Origin of the sequence: Flavobacterium sp. LB2P53, from assembly GCF_003970305.1 — a bacterium.
In the GTDB taxonomy this organism is placed as follows: Bacteria; Bacteroidota; Bacteroidia; order Flavobacteriales; family Flavobacteriaceae; genus Flavobacterium.
In genome coordinates this window covers 108418-126205 of record NZ_RYDG01000004.1, presented here as the reverse complement: position 1 = coordinate 126205, position 17788 = coordinate 108418, and the positions used below count along the sequence as shown (strand labels likewise).

Below are 17788 nucleotides of genomic sequence, written 5' to 3'. Positions count from 1 at the left end.
CTCAACCCCTACAAACACTGAGATTAACTCAAATATGGCAAGCCCTACAAGGAAAGTTCCTCTATTGACAGCAATCAGACCTTGCACGAAAGGCTCTATTATAAAGAGATTTTATTCCTTGGTCGATGGTATGAAGTAAATGTCAATTTGCATTTAGAGAACTCCTTATTTAAATCACTAGAACAAGGCGAGGAACAATTACTGGATAAAGAGCGCCAGGTAATTGTTAGATAAAGACACACGGGGAAAATTAAAAAAGGTCATTTGAAAATACAGACTGGCTTTTGTCTTAAGAATATGCTTTTTTTAGTTTTTAATTTATTTTTCGGAATGCTACTTTTTGAACTTCAAAACAGAACCTCATGGAGTAAGAAACCTATCCACTAAAGAAATAAGTCTAAGCTAACTAATGGAGAACTCATTTTGAAATGGAAACATCAAGAAAGGTGTTGACCGATTTGTTTTTTCATTAGAATAACCAAAAACAACTAAGAAATTCAAACAATAGAGATCCAAAAAACTTCCCAAATATTTAAAAGGAATAGATCAAAACAGACAACTAATACACGAATCCGTAAAGCATTTTAAAACTAAAAAAAACCTGCGTGATAAGTCACACAGGTTTTTTACCAACTACGTTTACTAAAATCAACCTATCCAAAATCAACTAAATTCAATTTATTAAAAGATACTAAGCGGTTATTTTATTTAAAATTAATCCTCCGAAACAATAGCTGAGTTTCTATTGGTCGTAACTTCTAATAGCACTGCAACGCCTTTGTCATTCAACATTGTCATATTTAACACATCTAAAACTGCTAAATCTTTAGACACTACTCCATTAAATCTATTGTATGAAATATTCATTTCTTTAAGATTTTCTAATTTTTCTAATTCTATTGGCACTTGACCGTTCATTTTGTTGTCAAATAAACTAAGATTTTCAAGTGCTGTCATGTTTACCACTTCACTACTTAATACTCCCGAAAGTTTATTACTATTTAAGAGCAATATTTTTAACGTTTTTAAATCATATAAAGAATTTGGAATTTCCCCTATAATTTCGTTGTTAAATAATGATAGTATTTCTAACTGTTTCAAGGATCCTATTTGCATGGGCAATTCCCCTGAAAGCGCATTCATATACAACTCTAAGTCTTTCAAATTACTCATTTCACAAATAGAGGAAGGAATTGTTCCTGACAACTTATTAAAAGAAAGGTTCAATACTTTCATTTCTTTTAATTTTCCAATAAAAAAAGGAATCGACCCTGATATTTGGTTCTTGTGTAAATCCAACTCTTGAAGACCTACGAGATTAACAATTTCAGCTGGAATTTCACCCACTAAATTATTATCAGCTAGATGTACTGCAATCACTTTTTCGTCTTGTACTTTTATGCCATACCAAGTGGTAACAGGTGATGATAAATCCCACTTGACATGCCACTGACTTCCACTAGTGGACTGGTACAGTTTTACTAAGGCATCTTTCTCCTGATCAGATACATCGGCCAACATTGAACATGAAAAAAAAATGATTAAAAACAGAGTAGTTACACTTTTCATCCCTTTAAATTTAGTCTTTTACATTCCTAAAATAGATGGTTTCTAGTTAATCAGCAAATAAAACCGATGAAATACATGTTTTATAATTTTAAATAGAGATATGTCTTACAGCAAAATATTTTTTAGAGTGCGTTCTATAACTACTCTGTCAATGATTGAACTTCCTTTTTCTTAGAACAATTCTAATTAAATTTAGCTTCATCAGGACAAAATAAATTACAAAACACCTGACTGGCAGTATATTTTGGATGGATATTTCACAAATATGAGAGTAGTAATTTGCCCCAAAATTCAACAACAACAACAACAACAACAACAACAACAACAACAACAACAACAACAACAACAACAACAACAACAATAAAACTACATTCCCTAAAGCTCTTCGATGGCTTTTGCCAAATCAAGATCCTTATCCGTTACACCATCTGCATCATGAGTAGTCAGCCGAATGGTTACTTTATTATACACGTTGCATAATTCCGGATGATGATTTTTTTTCTCCGCTTTTATTCCTACTTGAACTATAAAACCTAAGGCTTGAGTAAAATCCAGGAACATAAACTTTTTCTCAATTCCATTATTAATATACTGCCAGTCTTTCAATTTTTTCAACTCTGATTGAATGGATTGTTCGGTGTACGTTTTCATACTTTTATTTATTTATGGGTTGATCTGCCTGTAACTTGCTGATGTAAAACAATATTCAGATTAAAACAATTATGAAGATCCAAATTTCAGGAATATAAAGTTAGTAAATTTTGATATATTGAAAAATAATTTAACTTTATTAACTAATTTTGGCGAAAAATATTTCTTTTTAATTTGAATTCAGCATACTCCTTTAAAATTTATACTACTACTGCGCAGCTCCATTCAAACTGGGATGACATGGCGATTTCGACTGTTTTTTTATCCAAAAAATATCTGGATGTTTTAGAAAGATCATCCCCTGAGAACATGATTTGTCATTATATTGGACTCTTTGAAAATGACACTTTAGTAGGGATTGCGCTTTCCCAATTTCTGGATTTAAACAAACTGGAATCTTTTGGAGAACGCGATAAGTGTATCAAGACAGCGGTACGAAATTTTGTTTTCAGGAACTTTGGATCTCATGTACTGGTTATTGGCAACAATATGTTAACCGGACAAAATTCTTTTGCTTTGTTAGACACCATTGATAAAAAGAGAGCTTTACAAGTATTGAATACTGCTGTAACTGAATTAAAACAACGCTTTAAATCCAAAGGCAAAAAAATTCACATTACCACCTACAAAGATTTCAATTGCGAGGAAATCAAAACCTTCCGTATTCCGGAATTCAAAAATGAATATCCGTTTTCGACACAGCCTAATATGGTTTTCACCATTAATGAAGCCTGGAAAACAGAACAAAATTATATTGACTCTCTTTCAAAAAAATACCGGGATCAATATAAAAGAGCAAGAAAGAAGGCAGATCAGATTGAAAAAAGAAAATTACACCTGGAAGACATCATTGCCTTGGAAGAAACGATTTATGATTTGTACCTTCATGTGGCTAAAAATGCTCCCTTTAATACTTTTTTTCTTCCAAAAAATCATTTTAGGATTTTTAAAGAAATTTTCAAAGACAAATTTCTTTTTTATGGTTATTTTTCAAAGGACAGACTAATAGGTTTCAATACTTTGATTAAAAACGGTTCCATAATGGATACCTACTTTCTGGGATATGATGAAAGTGTTCAGCGCGAGAAAATGCTGTACCTGAATATGTTATATGACATGATTGCCTATTCAATTAATAAAGGCTTTCAGGAAATTATCTTTGCAAGAACTGCTTTGGAAATCAAAAGTTCTGTTGGCGCTAAGCCCATAAAAATGTATGGATTAATAGGCCACAGCAATAGGGTTGCCAATCATTTTATGCCAAAGATATTCAAATATTTAGAACCTAAAATCAAATGGCAAGAACGCAATCCGTTCAAATAAATCCATAATCTGGATCAGTATATGGTACGGCAACTTTCATGTGTTTGGGTAAAATTTCGACATTTAGCTTAGTTTCGGATCCACAATATTCACCGTCAACTTGAAAGCTAACCGGCACACTAGTCGTGATTAAAGCATTTTTTACTGATATTATTTCTATATCTTCTGCATCATCTGTTGTTATATTTCCGGTAATAATTTTCCCAAGCACTACTAAATCTAAATTTTTCAAGATCACTAATTCAAATTTCCCATCGTCCATTAGTCCGTTAGGATTAATAGAAACTCCTGTTCCATATTTTTTTGAATTGGCAATAACAATCATTCTCGCTACACATTCAATAGTGGGAAAATCACCTGTTATTGTGGCAAAAAAAGGCTCATCTAAATCAATCAGAGTAGACACCGCTTGCAAAGCATACCCCAGTTTTCCCCGAATCGTACTTTTTTCATAGTTCTTAATCAATTCTGCATTAAGTCCAATATCACTTAGATGAACACTTTTTTTTCCATTAATAGAAATCATATCAATCATCATGTACTCATTGTGAAAAGCAATTTCTAAGTTTTCCTCAAGTGTGGCAGGTAAATTCAAGTCTACTGCCAATCCATTAGCTGATCCGGCGGGTAAAATTCCTAAAATTACATCTTGATTTTCCATTGCTTCGGCTACCATTTTTATGGTTCCGTCACCCCCTGTAATAATAATTCGTTGTGGTTTGTAGGTTTGATACAGCAACTTTATTTTATCAATATCATTTACTCCCGAGGTATTATAAATTACCGGATTAAAATTTTCTTTTTCAGCAAAAAGTGCCACAGCATCAATAAATTCAGATTTATCAATGTCACCGGAAATAGGATTAACAACAACAATAATGTTATTTCTCAAACTTTATCTTCTTTTATCAATTAAAATTAATTAAATTCATCTCCAATCAAAAGTACTACAATAAATGAAACCAATTTTAAAATTATATCGTGGATACGCTAATGAGCAAGAATTAATTGTCATGGGGCATGTGTTCAAACCAACAACAGTTAAAGAATATAATTTTCAAAAAAAGAACTTTAAAAATGCTACTTCAGTAATCAAAATGTTTCAAATAAAGACACAAGCAAATGCTGATGTGTATTTAGAACAAAACAATTCCAAAATCCATACCAGAACACTAAATGATGGTTATTTTAAGTTTTGCGTGCCACTAGATCAGGATTCTAAGTATGGCTGGATTGATTATAAAGTGAGTATTACTCATAATAACGAAACCATTACAGCCAAAGACAGTTATATTCGTCCACACAAAGGAAATCTGGGAATCATCTCTGACATTGATGATACTTTTTTAGTTTCTCACACGCTGAATCCTTTAAAAAAATTATATGTTTTATTGTTTAAAAACATATATAAAAGAAAAACTTTTGATGATGTAGTTACCCATTATCAAGCCTTGAGTTCGGCAGGAAGAACAAACAAACACGAGTTAAATGCGTTCTTTTATGTTTCCAGCAGTGAATGGAATTTATATCGTTTTATCATACAATTCACTGAAATTCATAAGCTTCCAAAAGCCGTTTTATTACTGAAAGACATCAAGACGAGCCTGGCTGATTTTTTCATCACCGGAAGTGGGGATCACAACCACAAGTTTGACAAAATAAAACACATTCTAGAGTTTTATCCCAATTTAGAGTATGTACTTCTAGGGGATGATTCACAACATGACCCCTATTTATACGAAGCTATTTGTAAAATTTTCCCAGTTACCGTAAAAGCAGTTTATATCCGACAAACTGGGACTTCTAAAAAAGAAAAAATAATTACAATTATGGAAAATTTAGAAACCTTAAAAGTTTCTATTTGTTATTTCAAAAACAGTAGTGAAGCTATTGCACATTCAAAATCTATTGGGATTATTAAATAAAAAAAGAGCTCCAAAACCGGAACTCTTCTTTTTTACACAGTATCAATTTCTTCCTGAACAGCTTCCCAATCTAAAAGAAATTTGTCTAACTCAGCCTTTTTCTTATTGTACGCCATAAAAAACTTAGCATCCTCAATATGTTTATCATAATTAGAAGCCAGCATTTTATCATCTTGCTGAATGTCTTTTTCTAATTGCTTGATTTGGCTTTCGATCTTGCTTAACTTGTTTTGTAATGCTTTTCCTTTTTTCTGATCTTCGTATGATGCTTTATTGCTTTCTTTAGGTGATGCTACTTTCTGAGCCTCTTTTTTTTCTACTTCACGCATGTTTTCCATATTGCGTTGTTCTAAAAAATAGTTGATATCCCCTAAATATTCTTTTATTTTTTGGTCTTTAAATTCATATACTAAATTTGACATGCCCTGCAAGAAATCCCTATCGTGAGAAACCAGTAATAAAGTACCGCCAAATTTTTGAAGAGCGGCTTTTAACACATTCTTCGATTTGATGTCCAAGTGATTAGTAGGCTCATCCATCAATAAAACATTAATAGGTTGCAACAATAATTTACACAACGCCAAACGGTTTCTTTCGCCTCCGGAAAGGACTTTTACCTTTTTATCTACATCGTCACCACGAAACAAGAAAGAACCCAGCATATCGCGTACTTTCATTCGGTTCGTATCTGCCGCCGCATCTTCCATCGTTTGCAACAAAGTGATTTCGCCATCCAGATATTCAGCCTGATTTTGTGCAAAATACCCCAATTGTACATTATGTCCTAACTTGATATTTCCTTTATACTCGAATTCGTCAACAATAGCCTTAATAAAAGTTGATTTTCCTTGCCCGTTTTGCCCTACGAAGGCTATTTTACTTCCACGCTCCACTAATAGATTGATATCTTTCAAAATCGTTTTGTCCCCGTAGCTTTTGGTCACATTTTCAGCTTCTATAACTACTCGTCCCGGTTCTTTCGAAACTGGAAAAGTAATATTCATAACGGAATTGTCATCTTCATCTACTTCAATACGTTCTATTTTGTCAAGTTTTTTAATCATCGATTGTGCCATGGAGGCTTTAGAGGCTTTGGCACGAAATTTTTCGATTAATTTCTCTGTTTCTTCTATTTTTTTTGCTTGATTTTTTTGCGTAGCCAATTGTTTTTCACGAATCTCATGACGCAATTCTAAATATTGAGAATATGGTTTATTGAAATCATAGGCTTTACCAAGGGAAATTTCGATTGTTCTGTTTGTCACATTATCTAAAAACATTTTATCGTGCGAAACAATTACCACCACACCGGGATAATTGCGAAGAAAACTTTCCAGCCAAATGATACTCTCAATATCCAAGTGATTCGTGGGCTCATCCAGCAGCAAAACATCATTGGCCTGCAATAATAACTTGGCTAATTCGATACGCATTCTCCATCCACCAGAAAAAGTTTCGGTTTGATTATCAAAAACATCTCTTTTAAATCCTAAACCAAGTAAAATTTTCTCCGTGTCCCCCACATAATTATAACCGCCCAATAATTCAAAACGATGGGTGTAATCCGATAAGTCTTCAATGATTTGACTGTATTCATCACTTTCATAATCCGTTCTGGTAACCAATAAGTGATTGATTTCTTCGAGCTTTTTCTCTACAATTTTAATCTCTGTAAACGCTTCATATGCTTCTTCCAGAACCGTTCTTCCTTGTTCAAAGTCAATATCCTGACGCAAGAATCCCATACGAAGGTCTTTCTCTTGAGAAATAACACCTGAATCTGGAGCAAAATCTTTTGCTAACATTTTAAGCATGGTCGATTTCCCCGCTCCGTTCTTTCCTACAAGACCCACGCGGTCTCCGGCACCCAATCGAAAGGTAACTTCTTCAAACAAATAGGAACCACCAAATGAAACGGATAAATTGTGTATATTAAGCATGTATTGTGATTTTATTCCTTTTTGAATGCGTAAATTTGTAACTCCAAAAAAGGAAAAATTAAATTTTTTGCAAATGTTAAAAAAAGGATCCAAATTATATAGCATTTTAACAGGAACTTGTCCTAAATGTCAGAATGAGAGTATGTATTTAGATAAAAATCCGTTACATCTAAACAAAATATTGAAAATGCACGAAAATTGCAGTCATTGTGGTTTAAGATATCAAATTGAACCTTCTTTTTTTTATGGCGCTATGTACGTTAGTTACGGATTAAATGTAGCAATAGGAATTGCTGCTTTTGTCATCTCTTTTGTTCTCTTCGAATCCAGTCTAAAAGTTGCATTCCTTGCAATAATAGTATCACTGGTTATTTTATTCCCTTTTGTTTTGCGATGGGCAAGGAATATTTACATCAACATGTTTGTTTCGTATGATCACAAATTAAATAAAAAATAACACTATTTTTTTCCTTTAGATACAAATCGATTGATGTCAATTACAGTGTCTAAAGGAATTTTATTTTCAATAGTGTCAAATAAAGCTTTTGCCATTGCAGGACCTAACATAACTCCTCGTGTGCCCAAACCATTCAAAATATGTACTGAATTATAATTTTGATGTGTTCCTACGAGTGGTCTTCTATCTTTTACCGTGGGGCGAACTCCAGCAAAATGAGCCACAATTTCAAAATCACAAGTAATAATCTCTTTTATTCTTTCCACTAATTCCGTTTTTCCTTCTGGAGTAGGTAAATCTGTTTTATCTTTCCAATTGTAAGTGGCTCCTACCTTGAACAAATCATTTCCAAGAGGCAAAATAAAGACACTTGTATTGACGATCACATCTAAACGTAAATTAGGTGCTCTAATGACAAAAAGCTCCCCTTTTGTACCGTCTAATGGCAAATGTTTAAAATAAGGATTTCCATGCATTCCAAAGCCTTCGGCAAAAACAATATGTTTCGCTTGAATGTCTTTGTACCGAATACCATTTGAGTCAACCTGAAGCGCCTCATAATCAAAAGACTCCTCCTGAAACATCTTATTATGGATAAGATAGTCTCTGTATTTACGCAACAACAATGCGGTATCAACATAACCCGTCTGCAAAACCTCACCGTATCCAAAGGGAGAATCAATTCCAGAAAATTTCTCAAAAATCAATTTTGTGGATAAAAATGGCGAAAGATTTATTTTATCCGAAGCTATAAACCAATTATTCTGTTCTTCTACGGAGAAAAATTTTCTCAAAATAGGTCTCTTAAAATCTACGGTACATTCTAATTTTTTTTCCAACAGCGCATAAAATTCATTCATCAAAACTAATTGCTCTTGTGCCTGCCAAACCTCACTGAATCGTTTTAAAATAACAGGGTTATACAACCCCCCGGCGATTCTTGAAGAATTTTGAGAATTATTATCCAGTACTAAAATACTTTTATCATTTCGCAGCGCAACCTCTGCAAATGAAATACCCGCTAAACCTGAACCAATTATTAAATAATCAATCATTTGAAGAAATATAATTTAAACTAAAGACAAAGTAAATACATTAAAACACAAAACTCTTACCATCACAGTAAGAGTTTTGTGTTTATAGTAAAAAAACTGAAATTAATAATTCCACATATCAGATTCGAAATTGCGAATTTTCTCTTTCACTCGATCGGATTCTAACAACTGATTCTGGGCATTATCTTTCATATACTCTTCAATGGATCTGTCTCCATAAACATTTTCTTCTTTGTAAATAAAACTATTAAAACGTCTTGAATTTAAGATTTGATCAAATGAAATCGGCATCGCTGAGTTTTTATCATTGAATGCTTTGGCATCATTCAACACATCTCTTGCTGCTGGAAAAAACACCCAAAACAACTCAATATAATCTTTTTGATCACTATTCATCGTATAAACATCCGGAGTCACTGGACAAATACCCAATAAACGATACTTTAATTCACTCTGCCTTTTATCAAAATACCAATACCCCTTAATTTTATACTGTGTTACGTCCTGAGCAGAAAGATCCTGTCTCAGAATATACTCTTCTGATATTTGATTCCCTGCATTTATTTGTTCTCTACCGGCGTCTGTAGTATCTATTCGAGTTAATGAAGCTTGGATGTCTTTAAATGATTTTTTAGTGTTAAAATAACTATCTGTATACACTTCTGTTAATTCACCACTTTTTATGGCTTTAGTCAGCACATCGTATAACGAACGCCTATCCGAACCAATATTTGCAGTATCTACAGGAAAATACAATGAAAAATTAATCTTTTCGTTTAAATCGATTATTTCCCAGGTTGTTTTTCCCATTAAAACATCTCTATCATGCACATATCCATAGGACAAAGGCCTATCGTTATCTGAAATTAATTGTGCATCAGATTTTAGACCTATTTCGTCAGGAGTTTTTGCATTAAGCAAATTAGATTGTGCAACCGAAGCAAGACTTCCTGTGGAACAGACTATAGCGATTAAAAAATTTCTTACATTCATCATAGTATCATTATAAGATATTGAAGTAGGTTTATATAAAACCGTACTAATTATTGTATTTCAAAAATTACTGGAGCTGTTCTTGGCAATAAGTAGCTTCCTGCACCAACAAGTTTGGTTTTAATCTCAGAAATGGTCACTTGATCACCTCTTCCTGCTTTTGATAATACGGCCTTACATTGTGCATTTAATCTGTTTCCTGATACAACTACTGTCGGCTGTCCGGTAACTTTTAAATTAAAACCAACTACATTTAAACCAACTTCAAAATCAAAATCTTCCAATTTAGCTCCAATAGTTGCAATTTCAAGATTTGATTTTGGTCCTTTTACAACACCTGTTTCTCCCCTAATAGTTCCAGCTGGCCCCGGAATACCTTTGATTCTGAAAACTTTTTTATCAGTAGCCACTTTTCCATCCGACATTTTTCCTGATACGCTGACAATAACTTCATTACCACCACCAGGATTCATAACGTATTTACCGTTGCCTACCTTTGATAAACCTGGAGCAGAAGCATTAACAGCATTATCCGGAATACCTGCAAAGGAAATAGTCATAGGATTGGATACGCCTCTATAAACGACATTCATCTTATCTGCTGAAATTGTTGCAGAATTAGGTCTTGGCACAACAACATATTTTCCAGCGAATGTTAAAGGGATTGTTTTACCATCCTCTACAAACGTAAATTGTCCTGCAATATTTTGTTCACCTACACCACCAGCTGTTAAAGCAATCTTAGCTTGTCCCGTAGCCGGATCTAACCTAGCACCAGTAACACTTGTTGGTTTGGTATTCTCGTCATAACGTCCCAAAACTACTTTACCTGTAACCTGTTCGCCCTGGAAATAAGCATTTTTATCCAATACAACGATAGCTTGATAATTACTGTAAGATGCCGCTGCAACCGCCGCTTTACCTAATGCCGTACTGTACACATCTGATTCTGCTTTTTTAACATCATTCTGCCAAGCAGATAGTTTAGCTAAAGAAGCAACTGCTGGAAAGCCTTTAAAATGATAATCTAAATAAGGTATCGCTATACCGTCTTTATTCTTAACATCTGCCAAACTAAACTTAGCTTGAACTTCAGATAAAATTGGCGCTAATTTTTTATTATCACCCAAAGCCAACTTCATGTCCGATTTATACTTTTCAACTGTTGAAATAACTTCTTTTCCTTTAGCGGAGTAACCTGCGGGACTGAACCATAAATTATCTATATTATCTCCTTTGTCCATAGCCTCATACGGTAGTTTACCCGTCTCCGGATCCACTTCGGTTCCTACTAAAACTTCCGCTTTTATTTGTCCAATATAATCGTAAAAATTTTTTGTTATCACTTCTACTTTATGAGCTGTTATGGCCGCTGCAGCAAATTCGCCTCCTGCTTCCGCTGCTTTCGCATCTAATCCAGCTAACATTTGAGCGTTTGATTGTTGAGCTGAAGCGTTTGACCCTTCAAATTTTTCATTCATTAATCCAAAAGCAGACAACACTTCTTTGGACATATTTAATGCTAACATTGCGATGAAAACCAAATACATTAGGTTAATCATCTTCTGTCTAGGGGTTAGTTTTCCTCCTGCCATATTTTCTAAATAATTAGTTTAATATTTTTTTATAGTTTGAAACTAATTATCCTTTATTATTCATTGCAGAAAGCATTCCACCATATACATTATTCAAAGAGGATAGGTTTGAAGTCAATGACTGCATTTGATCTTTTAATTTTAGGTTGTTTTCAGCAACTTCTTCATTAATTTGTACATTTCTGGAGGCGCTTTGTAATTGTATTTTATACAGACTGTTCAATGACTCCATTTGGGCTGCAGCCAAAGTCAACTCCTCGCTGTATTTTTTAGTAGATGTAATAGAATCTATTGTTGGGGCAATTCCCTTTGCTGCTGATTCGAAATTTTTGATGCTATTACCTAAACTAGCCATTAATTCCCCATCAATTTTGGCATCTTTTAACATCATATCTAATTTTTGAGACAACAATCCTTGTGCATCAGATGGTGTTTCTACTTTTTTAGTTGCTGGTTTAGCCTGACCGTTAGCTAATTCCGGATATACTAAAGTCCAATCCAAATCATTATCAACCGGTTCAAAGGCAGAAAGCGCAAAAATGGCTGCTTCTACAACAAGACCTATAGTTAGCATTAAATTTCCTGTAATAAAACCAAATTCAATATGGGTGATTTTGAATAGTGCGCCTATGATTACAACAGCAGCTCCCATGCCGTATGCGAAATTCATTGCTTTCTTACTTAATAATGCCATAATAGTGTTTTTAAAAAATGAATAGATTTGGTTTGTTTTAATTATCTCTTTTTTCCGATTCCGGTAGTTTGAACTCCCATGTAATCCTGAACGGTTCTAAAACCTATATAACTCCTGGCTGAATCAGCATATTCATAATCTCTTGTACCTACCTGTAGGAAATAAGCAACATCTTTCCATGAACCACCGCGCAGTACTTTGCGTTTATTTGAAGTATCCTGAACATTTGGATTCATTGACGATACATACTCATACGCATTTGGATCATAAGAAGAATCGGTCCATTCCGAAACATTTCCTGCCATATTGTACAAATTATAACCATTTGGTTCATACGATTTTGCTTCAACAGTATACAAGGCTTCATCTGCTGCATAATCTCCCCTGTTGGGTTTGAAATTTGCCAAGAAACAACCTCTGTCGTTTTTAGTATATGGCCCTCCCCAAGGATAAGTAGCAGATTCTAAACCTCCTCTGGCTGAATATTCCCATTCTGCTTCGGTTGGCAATCGAAAAGAATTGATTAAGTCTTGTCCTTTCTTTTTTGATTTGATATGGCTGTTTTTATATAATGTTCTCCAGGCGCAAAATGCTTTCGCTTGAGTCCACTTGACCCCTACCACAGGATAATCTCCGTAGGCTTTGTGCCAAAAATAATCATTATGCATTGGCTCATTGTAGGAATAGGCAAAATCTTTAATCCAAACGCTAGTATCAGGATATACATTTATTTCTTCGGTTTTGATATAGTCTTTTCGTCTTCCGTCTTTTGCTTTGGCAGCAGCCTGAATATCCATCCAAGAATAACGGAATTTCAATTTATTAACATCAATAGTGCGAAGACCGTTGAATGATTCTTCTATTGGCAAATACATAGAATCCATTACTTCAGCATAATATTCATCCGGATATAGTTTCGTATCTTTTATTAATTTTACTTTTTTATTCAGCTTTCTACCGGCATAAGGATCGTCAGCGGTTCCTACACTATAATAATTATCATACATGTATTTGTCATAGGCTGTCATTTTCTCTGGATCCGAATCATTAAAAGCAAAGTCACCTATACTTCCTGAATTTTTACCCTTAGCAGCTGTTGGATCAGCTGTTTGTCCGCTCATGTCTGCCATAATTGCTAATCTCACCCTCATTGTAGAGTCTTTTACCCACTCTACAAACTGACGGTATTCACTATTGGTAATTTCCGTTTCATCCATATAAAAGGAGCGAACCGTAACTGTTTTTGTTGGAGCGTCCTCTACATTGGCTAAATCAGCATCTGACTTACCCATTATAAAAGCGCCACCTGGGATTAATGCCATTCCAAGAGGTTTTTCCGGATGCCATTTCCCTCCATTAATACCAACTAGTTCTCCTCTGTCGCTTGATTTACCACAGCCAATTAAAAGGGTCAAAATTGACGTAAATGCAATGAACTTCTTCATATAAATTTGGTTATATATTCATTATTTTTAAGGGTGTAAACCTATTTATTATTTTTTAAAAAAACAATTTTTTTAAACTAAACAAACTCTATTTTATAAAAAAAGAATAAATAAGCATAAAATTATCCTAAATGATGTTTTTCCTCTGCGCTTTCCACCATCTTTCGGGCAATTCCTGATTACAAGCCATTAAATATTCTTCATAAGAACATGGTAATAACGTGTTTCTTTTTAATTTATTATTAACATTTGAAATAAATGGAATTTCGATCCACCATCGGTCTGTTTTATCACTTTTATAAAAAACAAGATCCTCTTCTTCCATGGGAACTATATATTTCAAGTAGTTTTCTTTACTTCCAAAAGGATACTCATGCGAGCGATAATGAAAGCCTTCTATGAAATACCAAATTATTTGTGCTATGATCACTGATTCTTGTGCGGAATTATTGTGATTAAAGATCCCCAATGCAGAAACTTTATCACTTATCCCTGCATATCGTGACAGCGCGCATATTTCTTTCCCGTTAAAACCATTGGGTGCAAATGAACTAAAATTGCCGGAATCAGATGATTTTACAGCATTTAAATCAATACTGACCACATCTGCATCTCTGAAAACAGGTTCAGATATAGCTATATTATTCGAAACCTCCCCTAATCGATAGGCATCAAAAAACAATTTCTCTATCAAATCTATTTCTTCTTGCGAATTAAAATACGTTTGATAGCCTATGTTACAATAATTAAAGAGATTGTTCGGCTCGTCTATAATTATTTTTGTCAAATAAGAAGTGGCCGAGGCCTGTCCATTCTCTTTTCCAAAATCAAACTTATTATCGATAGCAACTAAATTCACCATCTGTTCTAAATCATCATACGCTCTGTACAAAGCATAGGTCAGATCCTGAGAACCTCCAATAACAATAGGAATAATCTTCTTTTTTATTAAACTTGCTGTTACTTTTTTTAAGGCAAAGTAGGTATCTTCCGTAGAGTTTCCAGCTAGAATGTCACCTAAATCAGCAATAGATGCATCCCAGTTTCCAGGAAATAATCCGTATAATTCTTTCCTAACCGAGAGTAAATCAACAGTGGACACCGCATTGGCATTGCCTCGGTTTTCTAAAACACCTAGTACGGCAATTTTAATCTTGTTTAAATCAGGGAATTGTTCCTGGGTATGCAACACAATTTTACCGCCCAGTTGCTGTGAAGTCAATCCATTTATATATTCCAGGATTTCATCATCAACGGGCTTTAGAAAATCAAATTCCATTTTTATATTTTTTTCCCTTAATCACAACTCTTAACAAAGAGCGATGAAACCGGAATTAGTGACTAATTACTTTTTTGCGACAGGTTTCTTAACGGCTGTTTTTTTGACAGCTGCTTTCTTTGCTGGTGCTTTTTTGGCGGCTACTTTTTTAGCAGGCGTTTTTTTGGCAATCATTTCTTGGACTTCCGCCAATGTTAATTTGGCAGCATCTACGTCTTTACTCAATTCAATTTTGAGTTTTCCTTTGGTGATTACAGAGCGACCCCAGCGGGCTTTCTCGACCAGAATACCTTCATCCTCCCAATTATGCAATACTTTATCGATATTTTTTTGCAATTTATCTTCAATCAATGCTTCTATATCAACTTGAGACAAATCATCAAAATTATATTTCTTACTTACATTAATAAACAAGCCATCCCATTTGATAAAAGGACCAAAACGACCAACGCCTTTTTGAACACCTTCGCCTTTATAAACGGCAATTGGAGCATCGGCAATAGCCTTTTCATCGATTAATTCCTGAGCCCTTTCAAAATCAACATCCAGTGGATTTTCTCCTTTTGGCAAAGAAACAAAAGCCGCACCATGACGAATATAAGGGCCGTAACGACCATTACTTACCTCAACTTCTTCGCCTTTATATTCTCCAAGATTTTTTGGCAATAAAAATAGATTCAGCGTTTCCTCTAAAGTGATGTTCCCAATATTTTGATCATTCATCAAACTCGCGAACTTTTTTTCTTCATCATCAGCGGCACCAATTTGAGCCATTGGTCCAAATTTTCCTAAACGAACCGAAACCGGCTTTCCTGTTTTTGGATCGGTTCCAAGAATTCTCTCCCCGCTTTCACGATCTGCATTGGCCTCTACATCTTTCACTATAGGGTGAAATTTATCGTAGAACTCCTGCATCATTTTAGTCCACTCAATATTTCCTTCCGCTATTTCATCAAAATCCTCTTCGACTTTTGCAGTGAAATTATAATCCAAAATATTTCCGAAATTCTTTACCAAGAAATCCGTAACAATTGTTCCAATATCTGTAGGAACTAATTTTCCTTTATCAGATCCGGTGTTTTCTTTCAGCACCTTCGCTGCTACTTTTCCGGATTGCAACATCAATTGCACGTAATTTCTTTCTTGCCCGTCCAGATTTCCTTTTTCTACATAATTCCTGTTGATAATCGTAGAAATTGTTGGCGCATAGGTAGACGGACGACCAATTCCTAACTCTTCTAATTTTTTTACCAATGAAGCTTCGGTATATCTTGCAGGCGCTCTAGAATATCTTTCGGTTGCTGAGATGTAATTGTTTTGTAATTTTTCATTGACTTTCATTGCCGGCAACATGCCTTCCTGCTCTTCTTCATCGTCATCATGCCCTTCAAGGTATACTTTCAAGAAACCTTCAAAAAGCAAAACCTCTCCGGAAGCCGTGAATATTTCACCATGATTATTCGCTTCAATTTTCACGTTAGTACGTTCTAATTGTGCATCACTCATTTGCGAAGCCAAGGTTCTTTTCCAGATCAAGTCATACAAACGCGCTTGATCTTTGTCTATATTTACCGTATGACGGGACATATCCGTAGGACGAATTGCCTCGTGTGCTTCCTGTGCTCCCTTACTTTTATTGACAAAAGTTCGAGGTTTAGAGAACTCTTTTCCGTAGGATTTAATAATTTCAGCCTGAGCCGCTTCCATCGCATCTTTAGATAAATTCACGCTATCCGTTCTCATATACGTGATCAGTCCGGCTTCATACAGGCGTTGCGCCAGTTGCATGGTAATTCCTACCGGCAAATACAATTTACGAGCGGCTTCTTGTTGCAATGTTGATGTGGTAAACGGACCTGTTGGTGTTTTTTTGGTAGGTTTAGTCTCCAAATCGGCTACCTTATATGTAGAACCTATATTTCTATTTAAAAAATCTTCGGCTTCTTTTTTAGTATTGAAATTTTTAGGCAGTTTGGCTTTGAATATTTTACCGGTTTCATTAGTAAATTCTGCCACAACAGAATACGTAGCTACAGCATTAAAGTTTTGAATTTCCCGTTCCCGTTCCACTATCAAACGAACTGATACTGATTGCACACGGCCTGCCGAAAGCCCTCCCTTTATTTTTCTCCAAAGTACAGGAGATAATTCATAACCTACCAATCGATCTAATACACGACGCGCTTGCTGCGCATTGACTAAGTTATAATCAATTTCTCGTGGATTATCAATGGCTTTTAGAATTGCAGTTTTAGTGATTTCATGAAAAACAATCCGCTTGGTTTTGGTCGCGTCTAATTTTAATTCTTCGGCTAAATGCCAAGAAATAGCTTCTCCCTCGCGATCCTCATCACTTGCTAACCATACCATTTCAGCTTTTTTAGCAAGTCCTTTTAATTTAGTAACCAATGCTTTTTTATCAGCAGAAACTTCGTATTTGGGTTTGAAGCCATTTTCTACATCAACACCAATTTCCTTAGACGGCAAGTCAGCAATGTGCCCATAACTTGACTCGACCTGAAAATCTGCTCCTAGAAATTTTTCGATTGTTTTTGCCTTTGCAGGTGATTCCACTATAACTAAATTCTTTGCCATATTCCGATTGTTTATGTCGGCAAAAGTAGAAGATTTTTTTAAATTTTAAGTTTTTTAAATTTTAAAAGTCAATTTAATCATTCAGTTGCAAGTTTTGAATGATTTGAATCCTATACTTTAAAAAAAATAAATCACTGCGGTTTTATTAAAAATACTGCCTTTTTATGATCTATTTCCTAAAATCCAACTGCAATTAAGTATGTAAAAAGTTTAAAAGTCGTAAAGTCAAAATAAAAAACATAGCCAATAGTATCTTAAAATCAACTT

The 17788-nt window shown here is 34.5% G+C and carries 14 protein-coding genes; 3 read left to right on the top strand and 11 right to left on the bottom strand.

The features are described from left to right. Positions 1-714: 714 nt before the first annotated feature. Together EKL95_RS06755 and EKL95_RS06750 are read right to left on the bottom strand one after the other, a co-directional pair. Entirely contained in the window at positions 715-1569 is an 855-nt protein-coding gene (locus tag EKL95_RS06755; protein ID WP_126461956.1) for a leucine-rich repeat domain-containing protein, read from the bottom strand. A gap of 375 nt (positions 1570-1944) precedes the next feature. After that, complete coding sequence (locus EKL95_RS06750; RefSeq protein ID WP_126563823.1) at positions 1945-2220, bottom strand: 4a-hydroxytetrahydrobiopterin dehydratase; 276 nt, start codon at positions 2218-2220, stop codon at positions 1945-1947. Between the two features lie 174 nt (positions 2221-2394). On the opposite strand from EKL95_RS06750, the gene EKL95_RS06745 reads away from it, so the two are divergent. Continuing rightward, positions 2395-3543, top strand: coding sequence for a GNAT family N-acetyltransferase (locus EKL95_RS06745; protein ID WP_126461947.1), 1149 nt, complete (start codon positions 2395-2397; stop codon positions 3541-3543). Here EKL95_RS06745 and EKL95_RS06740 read toward each other — a convergent pair. Next, positions 3536-4435: a diacylglycerol/lipid kinase family protein gene (locus EKL95_RS06740; protein WP_126556103.1), complete on the bottom strand. Its 900-nt coding sequence runs from the start codon at positions 4433-4435 to the stop codon at positions 3536-3538. The genes EKL95_RS06745 and EKL95_RS06740 overlap by 8 nt on opposite strands. Positions 4436-4499: 64 nt before the next feature. On the opposite strand from EKL95_RS06740, the gene EKL95_RS06735 reads away from it, so the two are divergent. Then, positions 4500-5468: an App1 family protein gene (locus tag EKL95_RS06735; RefSeq protein ID WP_126563822.1), complete on the top strand. Its 969-nt coding sequence runs from the start codon at positions 4500-4502 to the stop codon at positions 5466-5468. Between the two features lie 32 nt (positions 5469-5500). Here EKL95_RS06735 and EKL95_RS06730 read toward each other — a convergent pair whose 3' ends face one another. After that, positions 5501-7408 (bottom strand): ABC-F family ATP-binding cassette domain-containing protein, encoded by a 1908-nt coding sequence (locus EKL95_RS06730; RefSeq protein WP_126461939.1) that lies wholly within the window; start codon positions 7406-7408, stop codon positions 5501-5503. A 73-nt stretch (positions 7409-7481) separates the two neighbouring features. Between EKL95_RS06730 and EKL95_RS06725 the strand changes: the two genes are divergently transcribed. Continuing rightward, entirely contained in the window at positions 7482-7865 is a 384-nt protein-coding gene (locus EKL95_RS06725; protein WP_126461936.1) for a DUF983 domain-containing protein, read from the top strand. Between the two features lie 2 nt (positions 7866-7867). Here the strand turns inward: EKL95_RS06725 and EKL95_RS06720 are convergent, their stop codons facing one another. From EKL95_RS06720 to topA, 7 genes are all read right to left on the bottom strand, one after another. Next, the gene (locus tag EKL95_RS06720) at positions 7868-8920 is read right to left on the bottom strand and encodes an NAD(P)/FAD-dependent oxidoreductase (RefSeq protein WP_126562705.1); all 1053 of its coding nucleotides are present in this window, start codon (positions 8918-8920) and stop codon (positions 7868-7870) included. 102 nt (positions 8921-9022) lie between these two features. Then, on the bottom strand, positions 9023-9913 hold the full coding sequence (gldN, locus tag EKL95_RS06715; RefSeq protein ID WP_126563882.1) for a gliding motility protein GldN: 891 nt from the start codon (positions 9911-9913) through the stop codon (positions 9023-9025). A 50-nt stretch (positions 9914-9963) separates the two neighbouring features. Beyond that, positions 9964-11508: a gliding motility protein GldM gene (gene gldM / locus EKL95_RS06710; RefSeq protein ID WP_126562703.1), complete on the bottom strand. Its 1545-nt coding sequence runs from the start codon at positions 11506-11508 to the stop codon at positions 9964-9966. 46 nt (positions 11509-11554) lie between these two features. Next, entirely contained in the window at positions 11555-12202 is a 648-nt protein-coding gene (gene gldL, locus EKL95_RS06705; RefSeq protein WP_126461927.1) for a gliding motility protein GldL, read from the bottom strand. Between the two features lie 41 nt (positions 12203-12243). Continuing rightward, positions 12244-13647, bottom strand: coding sequence for a gliding motility lipoprotein GldK (gene gldK, locus EKL95_RS06700; RefSeq protein ID WP_126562701.1), 1404 nt, complete (start codon positions 13645-13647; stop codon positions 12244-12246). A gap of 127 nt (positions 13648-13774) precedes the next feature. Then, positions 13775-14926 carry a formimidoylglutamase gene (locus EKL95_RS06695; RefSeq protein WP_126563821.1) on the bottom strand — a complete coding sequence of 384 codons (1152 nt, stop codon included), beginning with the start codon at positions 14924-14926 and terminating at the stop codon, positions 13775-13777. Positions 14927-14992: 66 nt separating this feature from the next. Then, a complete protein-coding gene (gene topA, locus EKL95_RS06690) occupies positions 14993-17521 on the bottom strand; it encodes a type I DNA topoisomerase (RefSeq protein WP_126563820.1) in 2529 nt (842 codons plus the stop codon). Between the last annotated feature and the right edge of the window lie 267 nt (positions 17522-17788).